The sequence below is a fragment of the Peribacillus muralis genome (genome assembly GCF_001439925.1).
GTDB classification, from domain to species: Bacteria; Bacillota; Bacilli; order Bacillales; family DSM-1321; genus Peribacillus; species Peribacillus muralis.
Window position 1 is genome coordinate 84,227 of the sequence record NZ_LMBV01000016.1, and the last position, 16,366, is coordinate 100,592.

Sequence of the window (16,366 nt, forward strand, 5' to 3'; positions counted from 1 at the left end):
GGAGATGGAAGTATAGATAAAATTATTTCTTCTGTCCCCTAATAAATATCGTTTTAAATAACAGTTATAGGAGGAAATTATCATGCAAATAGGATTAGTTGGTCTAGGGAAAATGGGTATTAATCTAGGGCAAAACTTATTAGATCAGCATCACAATGTCGTAGCATTTGATGTGAATCCAAATGCGGTGGAAGAAATGAGAAAATATGGTGCTATAGGTACAGCAACCTTACAAGAGCTTGTTGCTTCATTAGAAGCACCCCGTGTACTTTGGGTAATGGTTCCCCATACTGTTGTAGATTCAGTGATCAGTGAAGTGACACCTTTATTAGAAAAAGGAGACATTGTAATTGAAGCTGGTAACTCTCATTATAAAGAATCTATTAGACGGTACAATCAACTAAAAGAGAATGATATTCATTTTATGGATGTTGGAACGTCAGGCGGCATGGCAGGCGCTCGAAACGGAGCTTGTTATATGATCGGAGGCGATCCTGAAGCCTGGGCAATCGTTGAACCGATTTTCCATGATACGGCCGTAGAAAATGGCTATTTTTATGCGGGTGAAGCAGGAAGTGGTCACTTCTTAAAAATGGTGCATAACGGAATTGAATACGGAATGATGGCTGCAATTGGTGAGGGGTTTGAGTTGCTTGAAAAAAGCCAATTCGACTACGATTATGAAAAAGTAGCTAGAGTGTGGAATAACGGTTCTGTCATTCGTTCATGGCTGATGGAGTTAACAGAAAATGCATTTTCTAAAGATGCGAAACTAGATGGTATTAAAGGAATTATGAATTCTTCAGGTGAAGGAAAATGGACAGTAGAAACAGCTTTAGATCTACAAACAGCTACGCCGGTTATTGCGATGTCTCTACTTATGCGCTACCGCTCTCTTGAAGATGATACGTTTACAGGAAAAGTAGTATCAGCTCTTCGCAATGAGTTCGGCGGTCACGCTGTAGAAAAAAAATAACCTTATTAAATAGTTCAAATACTAAATGAATAACACTAATGGAGGAATGAAACGATGAAATTTTTTATTGATACAGCAAACCTTGAGGATATTAAAAAAGCATATAAAGTTGGTGTTCTATCTGGTGTTACCACCAATCCATCATTAGTAGCAAAAGAAGGCGTGAAATTTGAAGACCGCATTGAAGAAATATTAAAAACAGTGCCTGAAGTAGAATCAGTTTCAGCAGAAGTTACACCAGATGCCGTAACAGCTGAAGAAATGATTGAGCAAGCTGAAGAACTAATTAAAATTAACGGTGGCGATGAAAATATTACGATTAAGCTTCCAATGACGATCGCTGGACTAGAAGCAACGCGTTACCTTGCTAGAAAAGGAGTAAAAACAAACGTAACGCTTATTTTCACGGTCAACCAAGCGCTTCTAGCAGCCCGTGCTGGTGCAACATATGTATCTCCATTCTTAGGACGTCTAGATGATATTTCAGAAGATGGTGTTCAATTAGTTGCTAAAATTGCTGAATTATTCCGTGTTCAACACATTGATTCTCAAATCATCGCAGCATCTGTAAGACACCCGGATCACGTTACTCGTGTCGCTTTGGCTGGTGCGCATATTGCAACAATTCCTTACTCAGTTATCGAGCAACTAGTAAAACATCCTTTAACTGATCAAGGGATGGAAAAATTTGCAGCAGATTGGAAAAACGCTGTTCAAAACTAAAGAATTTCAATTTGAATAAATGATAAATAAGAAACGTTAGCCTTCTCAGCATATGCGACTAGTATAGAGTTTACATATGTAAAAAAAGAATACTAACGTTCCCTATATTAAACTACTCATGTAAGTAAAATTACGTGAGTAGTGATTGTACATGCTACTTTCTATTAAACATAAATATATAGAGACGAATGCAGACTTATCATAAAGGAGAAATATCATATGACCATTTCTTTCAATTACTCAAATGCACAACCTTTTATGCAACAAAGTGAGGTAGATAATTTAAGTAAATTTGTACAAGCTGCCCATTTTATGCTTCATGAAAAGACAGGACCAGGATCTGATTTTCTAGGATGGGTGGACCTACCTAATAATTATAATAAAAAAGAATTTGCTCGTATTAAAGAGGCTGCTAAACGAATTCGTAGCAATTCAGACGCCTTAGTTGTTATTGGTATCGGTGGGTCCTATTTAGGATCAAGAGCTGCAATTGAAGCATTATCACATACCTTTCATAACCAGATTAGTGATTCGACTCAAATATATTATGCTGGACAGAATATTAGCTCCACTTATATATCTCATTTGCTAGAGGTATTAGAGGGAAAAGATATCTCTGTTAATGTAATTTCTAAATCAGGTACAACAACGGAGCCAGCTGTTGCTTTTCGTATCTTCCGAGATTTTATGGAAAAGAAATACGGAAAAGAAGAAGCGAAAAAGCGTATTTATGCGACTACTGACCAAGAGAATGGAGCACTTAAGCAATTGGCAGATGAAGAAGGTTACGAAACTTTTGTTATTCCTGATGATGTAGGGGGCAGATACTCTGTTCTTACCGCAGTTGGGTTATTACCTATTGCTACGGCTGGACTTAACATCGATAAAATGATGGAGGGCGCAGCGGCAGCAGCTAAAAAGTATAATAATCCTGACCTTCTAACAAATGAAAGTTATCAATATGCAGCTGTAAGAAATGCACTTTATAGAAAAGGTAAATCAATTGAATTATTAGTTAATTATGAACCTTCCCTTCATTATGTATCTGAATGGTGGAAACAATTGTTTGGAGAAAGTGAAGGTAAAGATCAAAAGGGTCTTTTTCCTGCCTCTGTTGACTTTACAACTGATCTTCATTCTATGGGTCAATACGTTCAGGAAGGTCGTCGTGACCTATTGGAAACAGTAGTTCAAGTGAAAAAGCCTCGTATTGAACTAACTATTGAAGAAGACTCTGCTAATATTGACGGCTTGAATTTTCTAGCTGGAAAAACAATGGATGAAGTGAATAAAAAAGCATTTGAAGGAACTGTCCTAGCTCACGTAGATGGGAATGTACCAAATCTAGTTGTTGAGTTAGATCAATTAAATGAGTTTACATTTGGAGAAATGGTTTATTTCTTTGAAAAAGCTTGTGGTATTAGTGGATTATTATTAGGCGTGAACCCCTTTGACCAACCAGGTGTTGAAGCATATAAAAAAAATATGTTTGCTTTACTAGGTAAACCAGGTTTTGAAAAAGAAAGATCAGAACTAATGGGGCGTTTATCAATTTAAAAATACAACGCTCTTATCGGTGAAATAAACGTAATTTCACACTGATAGGAGCGTTTTGCGTTAACGGAAACCTGCCTGAATCAAATGAATATAGAAAAGTTTGATTGAAAAGGATGAGATTTAATGCGACGTTAGGAAATGATCTGCCTGGTTAGTGAAAAATATATTAACTTAAAAAACTTTGCTGATACTATACCATATAAAAAAATTTTTTCTATCTTTATATGCTGTATCGGTATAACATCATTCACAAAATTTATTTATAAGGGCGTGACAAAAATGAAAGATGAAAATCGTCAATTATTTCATATGAGTGTAAAAGATAGTTGGAATGTTAAATATAATCAAAATGGTTATCCCCATGTACAACAAGGATGGATATTACCACCTGACCGACAAGTAGAGTTTGACCCTTTTGTTTTGATGGCAGATGATTGGTTTAAAAGAGGAACGTTTTCAGACCATCCTCATCGTGGATTTCAAACTGTTACTTACGTTGTAGATGGAAGATTGGAGCATATTGACAATTCAGGTGGACATTCAATTCTTGATGCAGGTGATGTTCAATATATGAATGCTGGATGGGCAGCTAGACATGCTGAAGAAGCTGTGGATGATGATATCATTCATACCTTACAGTTGTGGTTAAATCTTCCTAAATCATTAAAGCATACAGAAACTTCTTATCAAAACGTCTACTTAGAAGATGCGCCGGTTGTGCCTTTTGAAGGAGGAATAATCCGTGTTTATTCCGGTGAGATCTCGGGTGTTAAAGGACCTTTGGAGAGTATAGTACCCATTACAATGGCAGAAATTAATCTAAGTGAAGGTGCAACCTATTCACATATTTTACCTGGAAATCATAATGCATTTATATATATGTTGGCAGGTGAAATGGAAGTTGGGGAAAGTAAAAAAACTTTAAGGAAAACAGGGGTTGCTACTCTTACATTCAATGAGAATGAAGATGAGAATATATCAAGAAAAAGTGTCCTAAATGTCAAAGCAAAAACAAGATCTAAAGTGCTGATTTATTCAGGGAAACCAATTCGTGAGACAGTGGTCGCACATGGTCCTTTTGTTATGAACACAAAAAAAGAGATACGGCAAGCATTCGAAGATTATCATAATGGTTTGTTTGGACCACCAGCTGTAAAGTGATAATATATTGAAAGTTAAACTATTCTATATCGTTAACTCAATTAATTATGTAAAAAAATACGATTTATTATACCTCTAAGAAACAAACGGCTTATAGATTTTATATGCATTTGTTTCTTAGAGGACTTTTCTGATTTATTCTTTGTTATTTGTATTGTTTCAAAATTATTTAATTTTCATTATAAAATAAAATCGTTTCGTAAAAGGTTAATACGAAATGGTTATTTAATTTGTTATTCTTCCACGATTTTTTTGGGGGTCCCTTAGTCAATCACTCGGCATGACAATCGGAGCGCTGATTCCCAATGGGTATAGTCATCTCTACATTGGGGTAAAAAAACGGATAATAATGATGCAGTAAAATTTTGTTCCTGATCACATTTGTAATTAGAAATTAAAGGAAGATGTTTTCAAAGTAAACTTAATTTTGCATATTGAAAATAAGCCGGGGTACGTCTCATTAAGAGGCATCCTTTTTCTTTTGCCAAGATGGACATAATTGAGACAATGACTGCTTATACTAATTATGTGACAGAAATAAGCAAATTATATACCCGTTCATCCCAGTCGATAACCTTGTTTTAATTGCCAAATATATTTAATGAAAATTAGGTTTTAGTTTTTGAAAACGGGGAAAATAATGAGTACAGCAGCAAACAAAAAGAAAAAAACGAACACATTGAGGAATGCCAATCAGTTTTTCAAGGGCTATAGCTAGCTAACTTTACCCATTAACTAAAACATTCACATTTCAGGTCCACAACTGGCATCATACCATTTGAGTGTATGTAAAAGTTAAAAAACGGAATGAGCAGGACTTATGAGGCAACATGATTTCTTGGAGTTTGCTGTAGACATTAAACAACACATTTGAAGGAGGAAATATATTATGGGATTTTTATGGTCATTAATTATCGGAGGTATCATTGGTTGGTTAGCGGGTATGATTGTCGGACGTGACGTACCATTTGGAATTATCGGTAACATTATTGCAGGTTTTGTTGGTGCATGGTTAGGTTCATTAATTCTTGGAACTTGGGGACCTTCAGTAGCAGACTTCGCTATTGTTCCTGCATTGATTGGGGCAATCGTATTTGTCTTCATCTTAAGCCTTATTCTAAAAGGTATGAGAAAAGCATCTTAATTACACAAATTAAAAGCTAGCCAAAGCGCTCGACTCGGATTGTAGAGAGATTTCTCTACAATCTTTTTTTGTTTGTCGTTCATCATCCCGTTCTTGATGTTCTGGCAGGCTGCCGTGAGTAAATGCTATTCAATTCTTACAACCTTCCCCGCAACCGACAATTCTTTAATTGCTATATTCGTTCACGATTGCCCCTCACTTGCCGGATTACCACCTTCATGAAATGTGCATTTTATTAGTTATATTACATATCTTGTATAGGTGCATTCCTAAAAAACGATTAAAACGAGTAAGAAGGAGTGGAATATATGGGATCAACACAGTTAACAGGACGGGTAATCTTCAAAGGGGACCCCGGTTATAAAAAAGCAATTAAGAATTGGAACCCTTATGTTGATGTCCTTCCTCTTGGCTTTGTTTTTGCGCAAAATTCTTTCGATGTAAGTAATGCTATTAAATGGGCTCGTGAGAATAAGGTGCCCTTGCGTGTCAGAAGTGGTCGCCATGCTCTGGATAAGGACCTTTCGGTAGTAAACGGAGGTATTGTTATCGATGTGAGTGACATGAAAAAAGTTCGTTTAAATAAGGTAAAGGAAATTGCAACCGTTCAAACAGGCGTTAATGTCGGACCGCTTGTAAAAGGATTAGCTCGAGAAGGCTTTATGGCTCCATTTGGAGATAGCCCAACCGTAGGAATCGGAGGAATTACGATGGGCGGTGGATTTGGAGTACTATCACGATCGATTGGCCTTATAAGTGATAACCTTCTCGCTCTGGAAACGGTTGATGCTAAAGGCAGGATCATTAAAGCGAATGAAGATTGCAATGAGGATTTACTATGGGCTTCTAGAGGTGGCGGAGGCGGTAATTTTGGCTATAATACCGAATACACATTTAAAGTCCGTCGTGCCCCTAAAACTGCAAGCGTCTTCAATATTATTTGGCCGTGGGAACAATTGAAGACGGTGTTTAAAGCTTGGCAAGGATGGGCGCCGTTTGTAGATGAACGATTAGGGTGTTTACTCGAAATTTACAGCAAAGTAAATGGGCTGTGTCATGCAGAAGGTATTTTCTTAGGTTCAAAAACGGAGCTCATTAAGTTATTAAAACCTTTAACAAATGCTGGAACTCCAACAAAAATAGATATAGAAACATTATACTACCCTGATGCTATAGATTTCTTGGACCCTGATGAACCAATCCCTGGCAGATCTGATCAGAGTGTTAAATTCTCCTCGGCTTGGGGACTTAATCTTTGGCCGGAAGAACCGATTTCAATAATGAAGGAATTTCTGGAAAAAGCGACAGGGACAGAAGCCAATTTCTTTTTTATAAATTGGGGTGGTGCGATAAGCAGAGTACCTAGCAACGAAACTGCCTTCTTTTGGCGCAGTCCACTGTTTTATACGGAATGGACGTCTAGTTGGGAAAAAAAATCACAAGAAGCTCTGAATCTTGCATCAGTGGAAAAAGTTCGCAAGCTGATTAAGCCATATGTAAAAGGTTCATATGTTAATGTCCCAGATCAAAATATAAAAAATTTCGGAAAAGCATATTACGGCTCAAACTTTGGAAGGCTTCAAAAAGTGAAGGCAAAATATGATCGCAAAAATTTATTCAATTTTCCACAGAGCATACCACCTAAATCATAAAAGCTTATCATTGTAATCATCATTAGAAAAAAATTAAATGAACACCGTTCCGTAAAGGAGCGGTGTTTTCTGTTTAAGGTCATTATAAGTTAGCATCGAATATTTCAGGTTTATCCATGAATGGAGCTTCAATAATCAAGTTCTCTTCGGAGATGGGGTGGATGAATTCAATTTTCCGTGCATGCAGAGCTTGACGTGTAAATATTCTTTTTCCGCCATACAAGGTATCTCCGGCCAAAGGGTGATGCAAATGGCTAAAATGCACGCGGATCTGGTGGGTTCGTCCGCTTTCCAATGTGCAGCTTATGAGCGTCAAATTTCTCTTTGGATCGCGATTGAGGACCCGGTAATGGGTGACTGCCGTCTGTCCTGTCGGGGAAACCCTGCGTCTCGTTGCATGGTGGCGGTCGCGGCCGATTTTCTCTTTGATCTCGCCTTCCCTAGTATGAAGGATCCCTTCGACTAAAGCTAAATACGTCCGTTTGATCTCCCTTTCTTCCAACATTCTATCAAGCATCGACCCAACCAGGCGGTTTTTGGCAAAAAGGACCGCTCCAGTCGTATCTTGATCAAGCCTATGAATATGCTTGATCATACAAATCTGACCTGTCTGTTGAAGATGGTAGGCCACTCCATTTATGAGGGAATGACTATCACCTGGTTGAGAAGGGTGGGTATCCATGCCAGCGGGTTTATTGGCTACCAGCAGCCAATCATCCTCATATAAAATCGGTATTTCTAAGTTAGTCGCTTGAACGGCAGCATTTTCTGCAGTATCCATTATAGGGATGCTGAGCATATCACCTTGTTGTAGGATAGTGGACCATGTTACAGGATGGCCATTCAGCTTCACTTCTTTACTCATTCTCCATTCATGCACCAGCTTCTTCGGTGCCTTCCACCGTTCCCTAAAAAGTTGTTCCAGTGTATGTCCATTCCAATTGTTCAGTACATTTATTAACATGTTTTGATTATTTAAATTGAAATCTTCCAATATTGTTCCTACTTTCGACTTATTTGGTTGAGGTTATATGAAAAATATATATAATTATTACAGGGTAATGATGAAAAAAAGTGATAAAGTCCCTATTGTCAAGATTGTCGTGGTGGAAATTACCACATATTTTTTACAATTTTTATGTTATTCTATTGGGAAAGAAATCGCTTGTCCTAGAATATACATATATTAGATAGGTCTAACGGATCTGAAAAAAGGTGGTTTTTTTGTGAAAACGGTCTTTTCTTCAACGGAAGAACAAGAACAAGAAATAGCGAGACTCGTTTCGAGATTCTACGAAACTGTATTTCCAAAATACTTTACGAAAAGTGAAATCCTTCATTTTCGGAAGATAGGCGTTTTAGAACCCAATCGCAGTTCATCTACCTATTTGGGAACGCTAAGGGATGCTTATCAAGTAATGACTTGCCTGCATGTACTCCTTTCCGTCCTAGGCAAACAGCAGGCTAAAGATTCCATAATAATGGATTCCAGTTGTGTGGAATTGTTTCAGCACAACATTACTTTATTAAATGAATACGGAATCTTTTTCCCTTTTTATTATGACCATTTTTCACGTTTAAACAATGAAGCGAGTAATGAAATGCAGATGATGGATATCCAAGTGGCGAATCAATATTTAGTATAAGCCATAAAAAATGAGCAGGCTATAACGGGAAAAGCATTTTCCGTCAGGGCCGGCTCATTTTTTCATCATTAATTAATGTCGTTGTCCTCGAACCACTTTTTGAAGGTTTCCTCTTTTTTAAATCCAACGATCCTGTCTTGTTCCTGACCATTTTTATAGTGAACGATGGTCGGGGTATCCTTAATGCCATAATCGCTCCAGCCTTGTTCAAATTCCAATAGATTGTATTGAACAAGATCGATTCCCAGTTTTTCTGCCAATGGTGCTACGACCGGCGTGGTTTTTTCACTATAAGCGTTTTTAGGACTGTAGTAATAAACAGTCACGTCATTTTTATCTTGGAGGTCTTGCTCCAATTCCTCGGGCAATATCAAATTTTGATAATTGGGGTCTTCCAGCTGATCGACAGTGGCTGGGTCAATCTTATCCTTACCATACGGATTTTCTTTTGATTTTTCTTCTTTTTTCATCGTTGTCAAAACGCCCATCAGGACAAATAAAGCGACGATTATCACTAAAAAAATAGCCATTTTCTTCATTAAGCTGCAACCTCCTTGGATCTTGTCCATACGATGTAACTGCATTTGCATAAGTTGACGAAAGCAGTCAAGGCTAGGAACGGGTCGGTAATGAAACCAAACACGTTAATTTGTCCTGTACATGAAACCTTCCGCAAAGGTTTGGTCAGGAATTAATGATACATGTAAATTTACGCACCGTTATCGGATCCGTTAATCTATTCTAATGATTGCTTTTTCTAAAAAAGTATAAATGATGATTGCGGTACCAAATGCATATTGCCTAATTTCATAAAATATAAGCTGCGAAACAAGTCAATTATGGATCAGATTGGGCTACAAGTTTTGGCCCGGTTCTGGTTCCTCTTCACCACTTCTTTTTGCACTCAAGAAAAGTATAGTATGTATGATAGGCTCTGTAAAATATATATTCTTTTTCGGAGGATATTAGCTTTGGCAAGGGAATGGCTATAGTTGTTTTAATTTTTGAATAAGGGGTATAATTTTATGGAAGAGATTAAAGGAGTCTGAGGAAAATGCCTAATTTGGACCTGCATAAATATGAAAAAATAATGGAAATCCGTAACATGAAGCTAGGAGACATAGATGAAATAATCGTTCTGCAATCCAGTTGCTTCCCTGGAATGGTTCCTTGGAAGCGAGAACAGCTTGAAAGCCATCTGCAAATTTTTCCGCAAGGGCAATTTGTTGCTGAATATGATGGGAAAGTAATTGGCTCATGCTCGAGCCTCATTATTAATTTTGACGAATATGATGATCGCCATACATGGGACGATGTAACCGATAATGGTTATATCACGAACCATAATCCGGACGGGTATAATTTATATGGTATCGAGGTCATGGTCCATCCTAAATTCCGCCGGATGAAAATCGGTCAGAGGCTATATGATTCAAGAAAAGAACTCGTTGCTCAGCTGAATTTGAAAAGCATCATCATTGGCGGTAGGATTCCCAATTACCATAAACATGCGGAGGAGCTTTTACCAAGGGAATATGTGAAGGAAGTTCAATTACATAAAATATATGATCCGGTGCTGTCATTTCAGTTGTTAAATGGCTTCACGCTCATGAGGATCAATCCGAATTACTTGCCCGATGACTTGCAATCCAATAAATACGCTACGCTTATGGAGTGGAATAATGTTGATTATCAGCCGAAATCGAAGCGTTATTATAAAACTTCCGAACCAGTAAGGATTTGCGTCGTGCAGTACATGCTGCGCAAGATCGATTCCTTCGATGACTTCGCGAACCAAGTAGAGTATTTCACTGATGTTGCTTCGGATGCCAATGCAGATTTTGCGGTATTCCCTGAATTGTTCACTACCCAGTTGATGTCATTCTTGAATGAAAGATCGCCAAGCTTGGCTGTGAGGAAGCTTTCGGATTTTACGGAGCAGTATATTGAATTGTTTACTACATTAGCGGTAAGGTATAATATCAATATTATCGGTGGTTCGCATTTTGTAAAAGAAGACGATGATAACATATACAATATCGCTTATTTATTCCGCCGTGATGGAACGATTGAAAAGCAATATAAAATTCATATCACACCGAATGAAAAAAAATGGTGGGGCATCAACGCAGGTGACCGTGTTCGTGTCTTCGATACGGATTGTGGAAAAATCGCAATACAAATTTGTTATGATATTGAATTTCCTGAGCTTGCTCGGATTGCAACAGACATGGGAGCAAAGATCATATTCACTCCATTTTGTACGGAAGACAGGCAAGGTTATTTGCGCGTTCGTTATTGTGCGCAGGCCCGTGCTGTGGAAAATCAAATTTATACCGTCATTTCCGGCACGGTCGGCAATCTGCCGCAAACGGAAAATATGGATATCCAATATGCACAATCGGGAATTTTCTCCCCATCGGATTTCGAATTTGCCCGTGACGGCATAGTCGGGGAGACCAGCCCAAACTTAGAAATGGTTCTTATTGGCGATGTTGATTTAGAAATCTTACGACGGGAAAGACAATCCGGGACTGTAAGGCAATTGAAAGATCGCCGCCATGATATATACAATTTGCATTATAAGAATGGCGAAAAATAAAGAAGGAAAAGGGCTCGTGATGAGAAGAACGCAAAATTTGGTTCTTTTCATTTCGAGCCTTTGCTTCATTTATTGGAAAAAATGTGATAATTTTGTATGTGTAGGTCGAATACATAAAAACGGGGTTTGGGAGGAGATGTTGGAGATGGAGTGGAAAAAGTTATACACCAAATGGGCAAGTTACCAGAATTTAAATGGGGAGTTACGTGCCCTCCTTGAGGAAATGCAGCATGATGAAACAAAGCTTGAAGATGCCTTTTATAAGAACTTAGAATTTGGAACAGGGGGCATGCGCGGGGAAATCGGGGCTGGGACGAACCGGATGAATCTTTATACGGTAAGGAAGGCTACGGCTGGATTGGCCCAATTCATTACATCGTTTGGGGAAGATGCAAAAGAAAGAGGGACTGTGATCGCTTATGATTCAAGGCATAAATCTCCCGAATTTGCACTTGAAGCAGCAAAAACACTAGGGACCTTTGGGGTGAAGGCTTATTTATTCGATGAATTGCGCCCGACTCCGGAATTATCGTTCGCTGTACGCGAGCTGAATGCTTTTGCTGGTATCGTCATTACGGCAAGCCACAATCCGCCTGAATATAATGGATATAAAGTTTATGGTCAAGATGGGGCACAACTGACGCCAGAGGCTGCGGATCAAGTGATTGGCCACGTGAATGCCATTGAAAGTGAGCTTGATATTGAGATTGAAGAAGTTGAAGCACTAAAACAGAGGGGCCTCATTGAAATAATCGGTGAGGATCTCGATGCAGCCTACAATCGGCAGTTGCTGATGGTTCCCGAGAATGCAGAATTGGCAGAAGAAATAGATGTGTCAATCGTTTTTACGCCGCTTCATGGAACGGCAAATAAATCGGTCAGGCGGGCATTGCAAAGCTTAGGGTACCAAAATCTACATATTGTCAAGGAACAGGAGCTGCCAGATCCGGATTTTTCGACAGTCAAGTCACCAAACCCAGAGGAACCAGCTGCATTTGAAATGGCTATCGAGCTGGGAAATAAAGTCGAGGCGGACTTACTGATCGCAACAGACCCGGATGCTGACCGGTTGGGAATTGCCGTGAAAAACGAATCAGGCCAATATGTTGTCCTGACGGGAAATCAAACTGGCGCCCTTTTACTTGATTATTTACTTGCCCAGAAAAAGGAAAAAGGGGAGATTCCAACAAATGGAGTCGTCTTAAAAACAATCGTTACCTCTGAAATAGGCAGGACGATTGCTAAATCCTACGGTCTGCATACGGTTGATGTTCTTACAGGTTTTAAATTCATCGCCGAGAAAATCCAGCAATATAATGAAAGCGGGGAACATAGCTTTTTGTTCGGATATGAAGAGTCGTACGGCTATCTGATTAAGGATTTTGCCCGTGATAAAGATGCCATACAAGCCGCAGTTCTCGCTGTAGAGGTTTGTGCTTATTATAAAAAACAAGGGTTGACTCTTTATGAAGGGCTACTGAACGTGTTTGAAAAATATGGTTTTTACTTGGAAGGATTGCGCTCATTGACACTCAAGGGGATTGAGGGTGCAAAGCAGATATCAGGAATATTGAATCAATTCAGGCAAAATCCTCCTGCTCAAATCGCGGGCAGCAGAGTAATCATCGAGGAAGATTATCAGAGCAGTAAGAAGCGTACATTGCTGTCAAACGCCGAAGAACTGATCGAGCTTCCGAAATCCAACGTATTGAAGTATTTCCTTGAAGATGGCACGTGGGTATGCCTTCGTCCTTCAGGCACGGAGCCGAAAATTAAATTCTACTTTGGTGTTCAAGGGAAATCAATGTCTGAAGCCGAGTCCAAGTTATCTGCAGTGATGACGAATTTTATGGAACAGATTGAAGCATTGGTTTAAGGAAACACACATCTTTACAAACTGTAGACAAACTCGAGAATGATCGAGTGTTGTCTATAGTTTTTTTGTGGTTATGTACGTAGACCGTTTCATTGCACTGCAGGCGCTCCCTTTCCGCTGGCGGTCCGTAAGCCTCCGTGGCTTTCAGCCTGCGGGGTCTCCCCTTAACCGCATGTCCCGCAGGAGTCTTGCTTTCACTCCGTGTGATAACTAAGATGGAATGGCCAGTTTACAGTTTTGAAAAATGGACTTTATCCGTTTCATTGCGCTACAGCACTTATTCCAATGCCGGTTCAGAAGCCTTCCAATATTATCGGGAAAATTTCGTTTTTTTTGTCAGGAAAGGTGATTTGACCTCGATAAATATTTAGGAAACTGAAACATTTAATTACAACCATCCTGCTTTGATTTTGGTATACTGGATTGGCGAGTGATGGGAGTCAATCGAAAAGAGATAGAAGGACAAATGGAGGGGTTATTCATGAAATTAGTCATCATTAATGGTTCACCACGTAAAAAAGGGCGTACAGGGATTGCATCACGTTACATATCCAATAAATATGGAGCTGAACTTATCGACTTAAGCAATAGTGAGATTCCTTTGTATTCAGGTGAGGGTGAACAATATCAATTGGAAGTGATCCAAGGCCTTCGTAAAAGCATCGAGGAAGCGGATGGAGTGATTCTTGCTACTCCCGAATATCATGGTTCAATGAGTGGTGCTTTGAAAAACGCCTTGGACTTTCTTAGCAGCGAGCAATTCGCTCATAAACCAGTCGCATTACTGGCTGTTTCCGGTGGAGGGAAGGGCGGGATCAACGCTCTCAATTCCGTGAGGACCGTTGGGCGCAGCCTCTATGCAAATGTAATCCCGAAACAATTGGTTCTTGATCCACATTGCTTCGATTATGAAAAAGATGGTTTATTCGAAGAGTCAGCCGTACTTGTAGAAGGCTTACTCGAGGAACTTAAAATGTATGCAACTGCATATGCGACAATAAAAAAATGATGAAATGAGGGTCAGGTATTTATATACCTGACCCTTCCTTGTTTTTTTATGGGTTTCACCAGCCAAAGTTTATCCCTAAAAATCCAACTTCTTGTATATATTTTCCCGTTTTGCAGAAACTATAGGTGATTTAGCCTGGAAGTTCATTTAAATAAGCATTTGTTTTTTCTGCTGCATGGTCCAAGTAACGAAGCAGTGCATACAGCTGAGATTGTACGACTTGATAATCATGCTCGAACCTGTAGGCGTGTAAAAAATGCTCGATTTTCTTCGAAAGAATGTGATCTTTCGTGCGTACCATCAATATTAACAAGCTGTCCCAATCTGAACGATGTGTGTGAAACAATGCTTGATCATAATCCGCGATCCTCATGTAGTTCTCCCCCTTATTAAGGAGCTATTTGTATTTTGTTCAGTTCGGGACAGAACTTCTCCTAACAATAAGTGGCGATGTATTTGGAGCGCGGTTGTTGCTTTTTACCTGAATAAAAAAAGGTGAGTAGATGAAGAAAATAATGCTGGCCGGATTGTTGGCCCTGCTTTTTTTTCCGGAAACGATTCTGGCAGAAACGGTATATTCCCCTGAGCGCATGGAGTTGGACCTGAAGGGAATACAGGAAGAATATAAATTGGACGTACAAATAATCGGACAAACGGAAAAAGGCAAAAATATAAAGGCAGTCAAGTTAGGAAATGGGAAAAAAACGATATTACTTGTTGGATCACATCATGGACGGGAATGGCTAAGCTCCAAACTTTTAGTGACGATGCTTGAAGACTATGCAGCCGCTTATCGTATGGGCAAGCCTGTCGGAGGTTATCCTTCGGAATTATTGGACCAAGTCAGCATTTGGTTCATCCCCATGTTAAATCCGGATGGGGTAAGTATCCAGCAAGGCGATTTATCAAGCTTGAATGTTCTTGAAAAGGTGTCCGTCTGGAAGATGAACAGGTATAGCAACAATTGGTCACGATGGAAGGCTAATGCCAAAGGAATCGATTTGAATAGGCAATACCCGGCTGGATGGAAAGAGGTCATGAGCCATGAAACGGAACCAACTTATCAATTTTATAAAGGGGAACATCCCCTTCAAGCAGCCGAGGTAAAGGCGCTTGTGAAATTCACTAAGGAAATTGATCCGCTTATTGCGGTTTCCTACCATACCTCGGGAAGGGAAATCTTTTGGCATTATAACAATAAACGCGGAAATATGGCGAGGGATTATGGGATAGCCAAAAAAACAGCGGATTTGACTGGTTATGAACTGACCTTTCCCGAAATGGAAGCGGTGGGCAGCGGATTTACCGATTGGTTCATCACTGAGTTCAATCGTCCCGGTATGACAATCGAGCTTAGTTATTTAGTGGATGAAACGAATCCACCAATGACTGTATTTCCCGAGGAATGGGAAAGGAACCGTTCAATTGGAATCATGCTTGCAAAAGAAGCGAACCAGGTGCATAACAAATGAACAATCTTACATAATAATACTTAAGAGTAACCTACGAGGAGGAAAAGCTTTTGAAAAAAGTCATCATGATGTTACTGGGAGTATTTCTATTTATACACGCCGGATCGATTTCAACCGAAGCCTCCGAAAAGCCCGATTATGAAAAATACGGAAAGATTGCAATTGCCGTCGTCCAGGCTGATTATCCAGAAAATGAAGTAACTGATTATGAATACAAAGGCAGAAAAACAGTAGCGAAGAATTTTGTCGAAGACGGTTTCAAATTTTTAGTCGCAACTAAAGGAACGGAGTTCAATGTCATCGTGACCGTGCAACATGATTTGCGGAACAAAAAATTGCTTAGTTTAAAGGTTACCGAGCAAAAATGAAAGTAAGATCAGCTTACATAGATAAACATGCCCTGTGCCGAACATCTTCGCCTCCAGAAGATGTTTTTTTGCTTGTGTGCCAGGCATGGCATCTATCTAGGTGGTGAAAGACCACTGTGGGGGTACACATCGACCAACCACTAAGGAAGCGCAAGGTACTTATCGTGAGGTAAGGGCTGG

15 protein-coding genes are annotated in these 16,366 nt (G+C 39.4%); 12 read left to right on the forward strand and 3 right to left on the reverse strand.

Going from position 1 to position 16,366, the window contains the following annotated elements; genetic code table 11:
* The first annotated feature begins 82 nt into the window (after window positions 1–82).
* The 6 genes from gnd to ASU00_RS17490 all read left to right on the forward strand — a co-directional run bounded on the left by gnd (window position 83) and on the right by ASU00_RS17490 (window position 7,213).
* A complete protein-coding gene (gnd, locus tag ASU00_RS17465; protein ID WP_057914758.1) occupies window positions 83–976 on the forward strand; it encodes a phosphogluconate dehydrogenase (NAD(+)-dependent, decarboxylating) in 894 nt (297 codons plus the stop codon).
* Window positions 977–1,030: 54 nt separating this feature from the next.
* Entirely contained in the window at window positions 1,031–1,699 is a 669-nt protein-coding gene (fsa, locus tag ASU00_RS17470) for a fructose-6-phosphate aldolase (RefSeq protein WP_057914759.1), read from the forward strand.
* A 219-nt stretch (window positions 1,700–1,918) separates the two neighbouring features.
* Window positions 1,919–3,256: a glucose-6-phosphate isomerase gene (locus tag ASU00_RS17475; protein WP_057914760.1), complete on the forward strand. Its 1,338-nt coding sequence runs from the start codon at window positions 1,919–1,921 to the stop codon at window positions 3,254–3,256.
* Window positions 3,257–3,535: 279 nt separating this feature from the next.
* Window positions 3,536–4,417, forward strand: a complete 882-nt coding sequence (locus ASU00_RS17480) for a pirin family protein (protein ID WP_057914761.1) — start codon at window positions 3,536–3,538, stop codon at window positions 4,415–4,417.
* Between the two features lie 889 nt (window positions 4,418–5,306).
* Window positions 5,307–5,561, forward strand: coding sequence for a GlsB/YeaQ/YmgE family stress response membrane protein (locus ASU00_RS17485; protein ID WP_201786309.1), 255 nt, complete (start codon window positions 5,307–5,309; stop codon window positions 5,559–5,561).
* A gap of 308 nt (window positions 5,562–5,869) precedes the next feature.
* On the forward strand, window positions 5,870–7,213 hold the full coding sequence (locus ASU00_RS17490; RefSeq protein WP_057914763.1) for an FAD-binding oxidoreductase: 1,344 nt from the start codon (window positions 5,870–5,872) through the stop codon (window positions 7,211–7,213).
* A gap of 82 nt (window positions 7,214–7,295) precedes the next feature.
* On the opposite strand, the gene ASU00_RS17495 is transcribed toward ASU00_RS17490, so the two are convergent.
* Window positions 7,296–8,207 (reverse strand): RluA family pseudouridine synthase, encoded by a 912-nt coding sequence (locus ASU00_RS17495; RefSeq protein WP_236712765.1) that lies wholly within the window; start codon window positions 8,205–8,207, stop codon window positions 7,296–7,298.
* Window positions 8,208–8,439: 232 nt separating this feature from the next.
* Between ASU00_RS17495 and ASU00_RS17500 the strand changes: the two genes are divergently transcribed.
* The gene (locus ASU00_RS17500; protein ID WP_057914764.1) at window positions 8,440–8,859 is read left to right on the forward strand and encodes a DUF5365 family protein; all 420 of its coding nucleotides are present in this window, start codon (window positions 8,440–8,442) and stop codon (window positions 8,857–8,859) included.
* Between the two features lie 68 nt (window positions 8,860–8,927).
* Here ASU00_RS17500 and ASU00_RS17505 read toward each other — a convergent pair whose 3' ends face one another.
* Window positions 8,928–9,398: a thioredoxin family protein gene (locus ASU00_RS17505; RefSeq protein ID WP_057914765.1), complete on the reverse strand. Its 471-nt coding sequence runs from the start codon at window positions 9,396–9,398 to the stop codon at window positions 8,928–8,930.
* A 515-nt stretch (window positions 9,399–9,913) separates the two neighbouring features.
* On the opposite strand from ASU00_RS17505, the gene ASU00_RS17510 reads away from it, so the two are divergent.
* The 3 genes from ASU00_RS17510 to ASU00_RS17520 all read left to right on the forward strand — a co-directional run bounded on the left by ASU00_RS17510 (window position 9,914) and on the right by ASU00_RS17520 (window position 14,346).
* The gene (locus ASU00_RS17510) at window positions 9,914–11,461 is read left to right on the forward strand and encodes a bifunctional GNAT family N-acetyltransferase/carbon-nitrogen hydrolase family protein (protein WP_057914766.1); all 1,548 of its coding nucleotides are present in this window, start codon (window positions 9,914–9,916) and stop codon (window positions 11,459–11,461) included.
* Between the two features lie 145 nt (window positions 11,462–11,606).
* A complete protein-coding gene (locus ASU00_RS17515) occupies window positions 11,607–13,337 on the forward strand; it encodes a phospho-sugar mutase (protein ID WP_057914779.1) in 1,731 nt (576 codons plus the stop codon).
* 481 nt (window positions 13,338–13,818) lie between these two features.
* On the forward strand, window positions 13,819–14,346 hold the full coding sequence (locus ASU00_RS17520) for an NADPH-dependent FMN reductase (protein WP_057914767.1): 528 nt from the start codon (window positions 13,819–13,821) through the stop codon (window positions 14,344–14,346).
* A gap of 130 nt (window positions 14,347–14,476) precedes the next feature.
* Here the strand turns inward: ASU00_RS17520 and ASU00_RS17525 are convergent, their stop codons facing one another.
* Window positions 14,477–14,719: a YhdB family protein gene (locus ASU00_RS17525; RefSeq protein ID WP_057914768.1), complete on the reverse strand. Its 243-nt coding sequence runs from the start codon at window positions 14,717–14,719 to the stop codon at window positions 14,477–14,479.
* 130 nt (window positions 14,720–14,849) lie between these two features.
* Here ASU00_RS17525 and ASU00_RS17530 point away from each other — a divergent pair, with 130 nt between their 5' ends.
* The gene (locus ASU00_RS17530; RefSeq protein ID WP_057914769.1) at window positions 14,850–15,818 is read left to right on the forward strand and encodes a M14 family zinc carboxypeptidase; all 969 of its coding nucleotides are present in this window, start codon (window positions 14,850–14,852) and stop codon (window positions 15,816–15,818) included.
* A 50-nt stretch (window positions 15,819–15,868) separates the two neighbouring features.
* Window positions 15,869–16,186 (forward strand): DUF3889 domain-containing protein, encoded by a 318-nt coding sequence (locus ASU00_RS17535; protein WP_057914770.1) that lies wholly within the window; start codon window positions 15,869–15,871, stop codon window positions 16,184–16,186.
* Window positions 16,187–16,366 lie beyond the last annotated feature (180 nt).

Bases quoted from the DNA above. Each gene is read 5' to 3' on its own strand.
- ASU00_RS17475 (WP_057914760.1), top strand. From the start codon at position 1,919: ATGACCATTTCTTTCAATTACTCAAATGCACAACCTTTTATGCAACAA.
- gnd (WP_057914758.1), top strand. From the start codon at position 83: ATGCAAATAGGATTAGTTGGTCTAGGGAAAATGGGTATTAATCTAGGG.
- ASU00_RS17525 (WP_057914768.1), bottom strand. From the start codon at position 14,719: ATGAGGATCGCGGATTATGATCAAGCATTGTTTCACACACATCGTTCA.
- ASU00_RS17485 (WP_201786309.1), top strand. From the start codon at position 5,307: ATGGGATTTTTATGGTCATTAATTATCGGAGGTATCATTGGTTGGTTA.
- ASU00_RS17515 (WP_057914779.1), top strand. From the start codon at position 11,607: ATGGAGTGGAAAAAGTTATACACCAAATGGGCAAGTTACCAGAATTTA.
- ASU00_RS17490 (WP_057914763.1), top strand. From the start codon at position 5,870: ATGGGATCAACACAGTTAACAGGACGGGTAATCTTCAAAGGGGACCCC.
- ASU00_RS17510 (WP_057914766.1), top strand. From the start codon at position 9,914: ATGCCTAATTTGGACCTGCATAAATATGAAAAAATAATGGAAATCCGT.
- fsa (WP_057914759.1), top strand. From the start codon at position 1,031: ATGAAATTTTTTATTGATACAGCAAACCTTGAGGATATTAAAAAAGCA.
- ASU00_RS17530 (WP_057914769.1), top strand. From the start codon at position 14,850: ATGAAGAAAATAATGCTGGCCGGATTGTTGGCCCTGCTTTTTTTTCCG.
- ASU00_RS17520 (WP_057914767.1), top strand. From the start codon at position 13,819: ATGAAATTAGTCATCATTAATGGTTCACCACGTAAAAAAGGGCGTACA.
- ASU00_RS17480 (WP_057914761.1), top strand. From the start codon at position 3,536: ATGAAAGATGAAAATCGTCAATTATTTCATATGAGTGTAAAAGATAGT.
- ASU00_RS17505 (WP_057914765.1), bottom strand. From the start codon at position 9,398: ATGAAGAAAATGGCTATTTTTTTAGTGATAATCGTCGCTTTATTTGTC.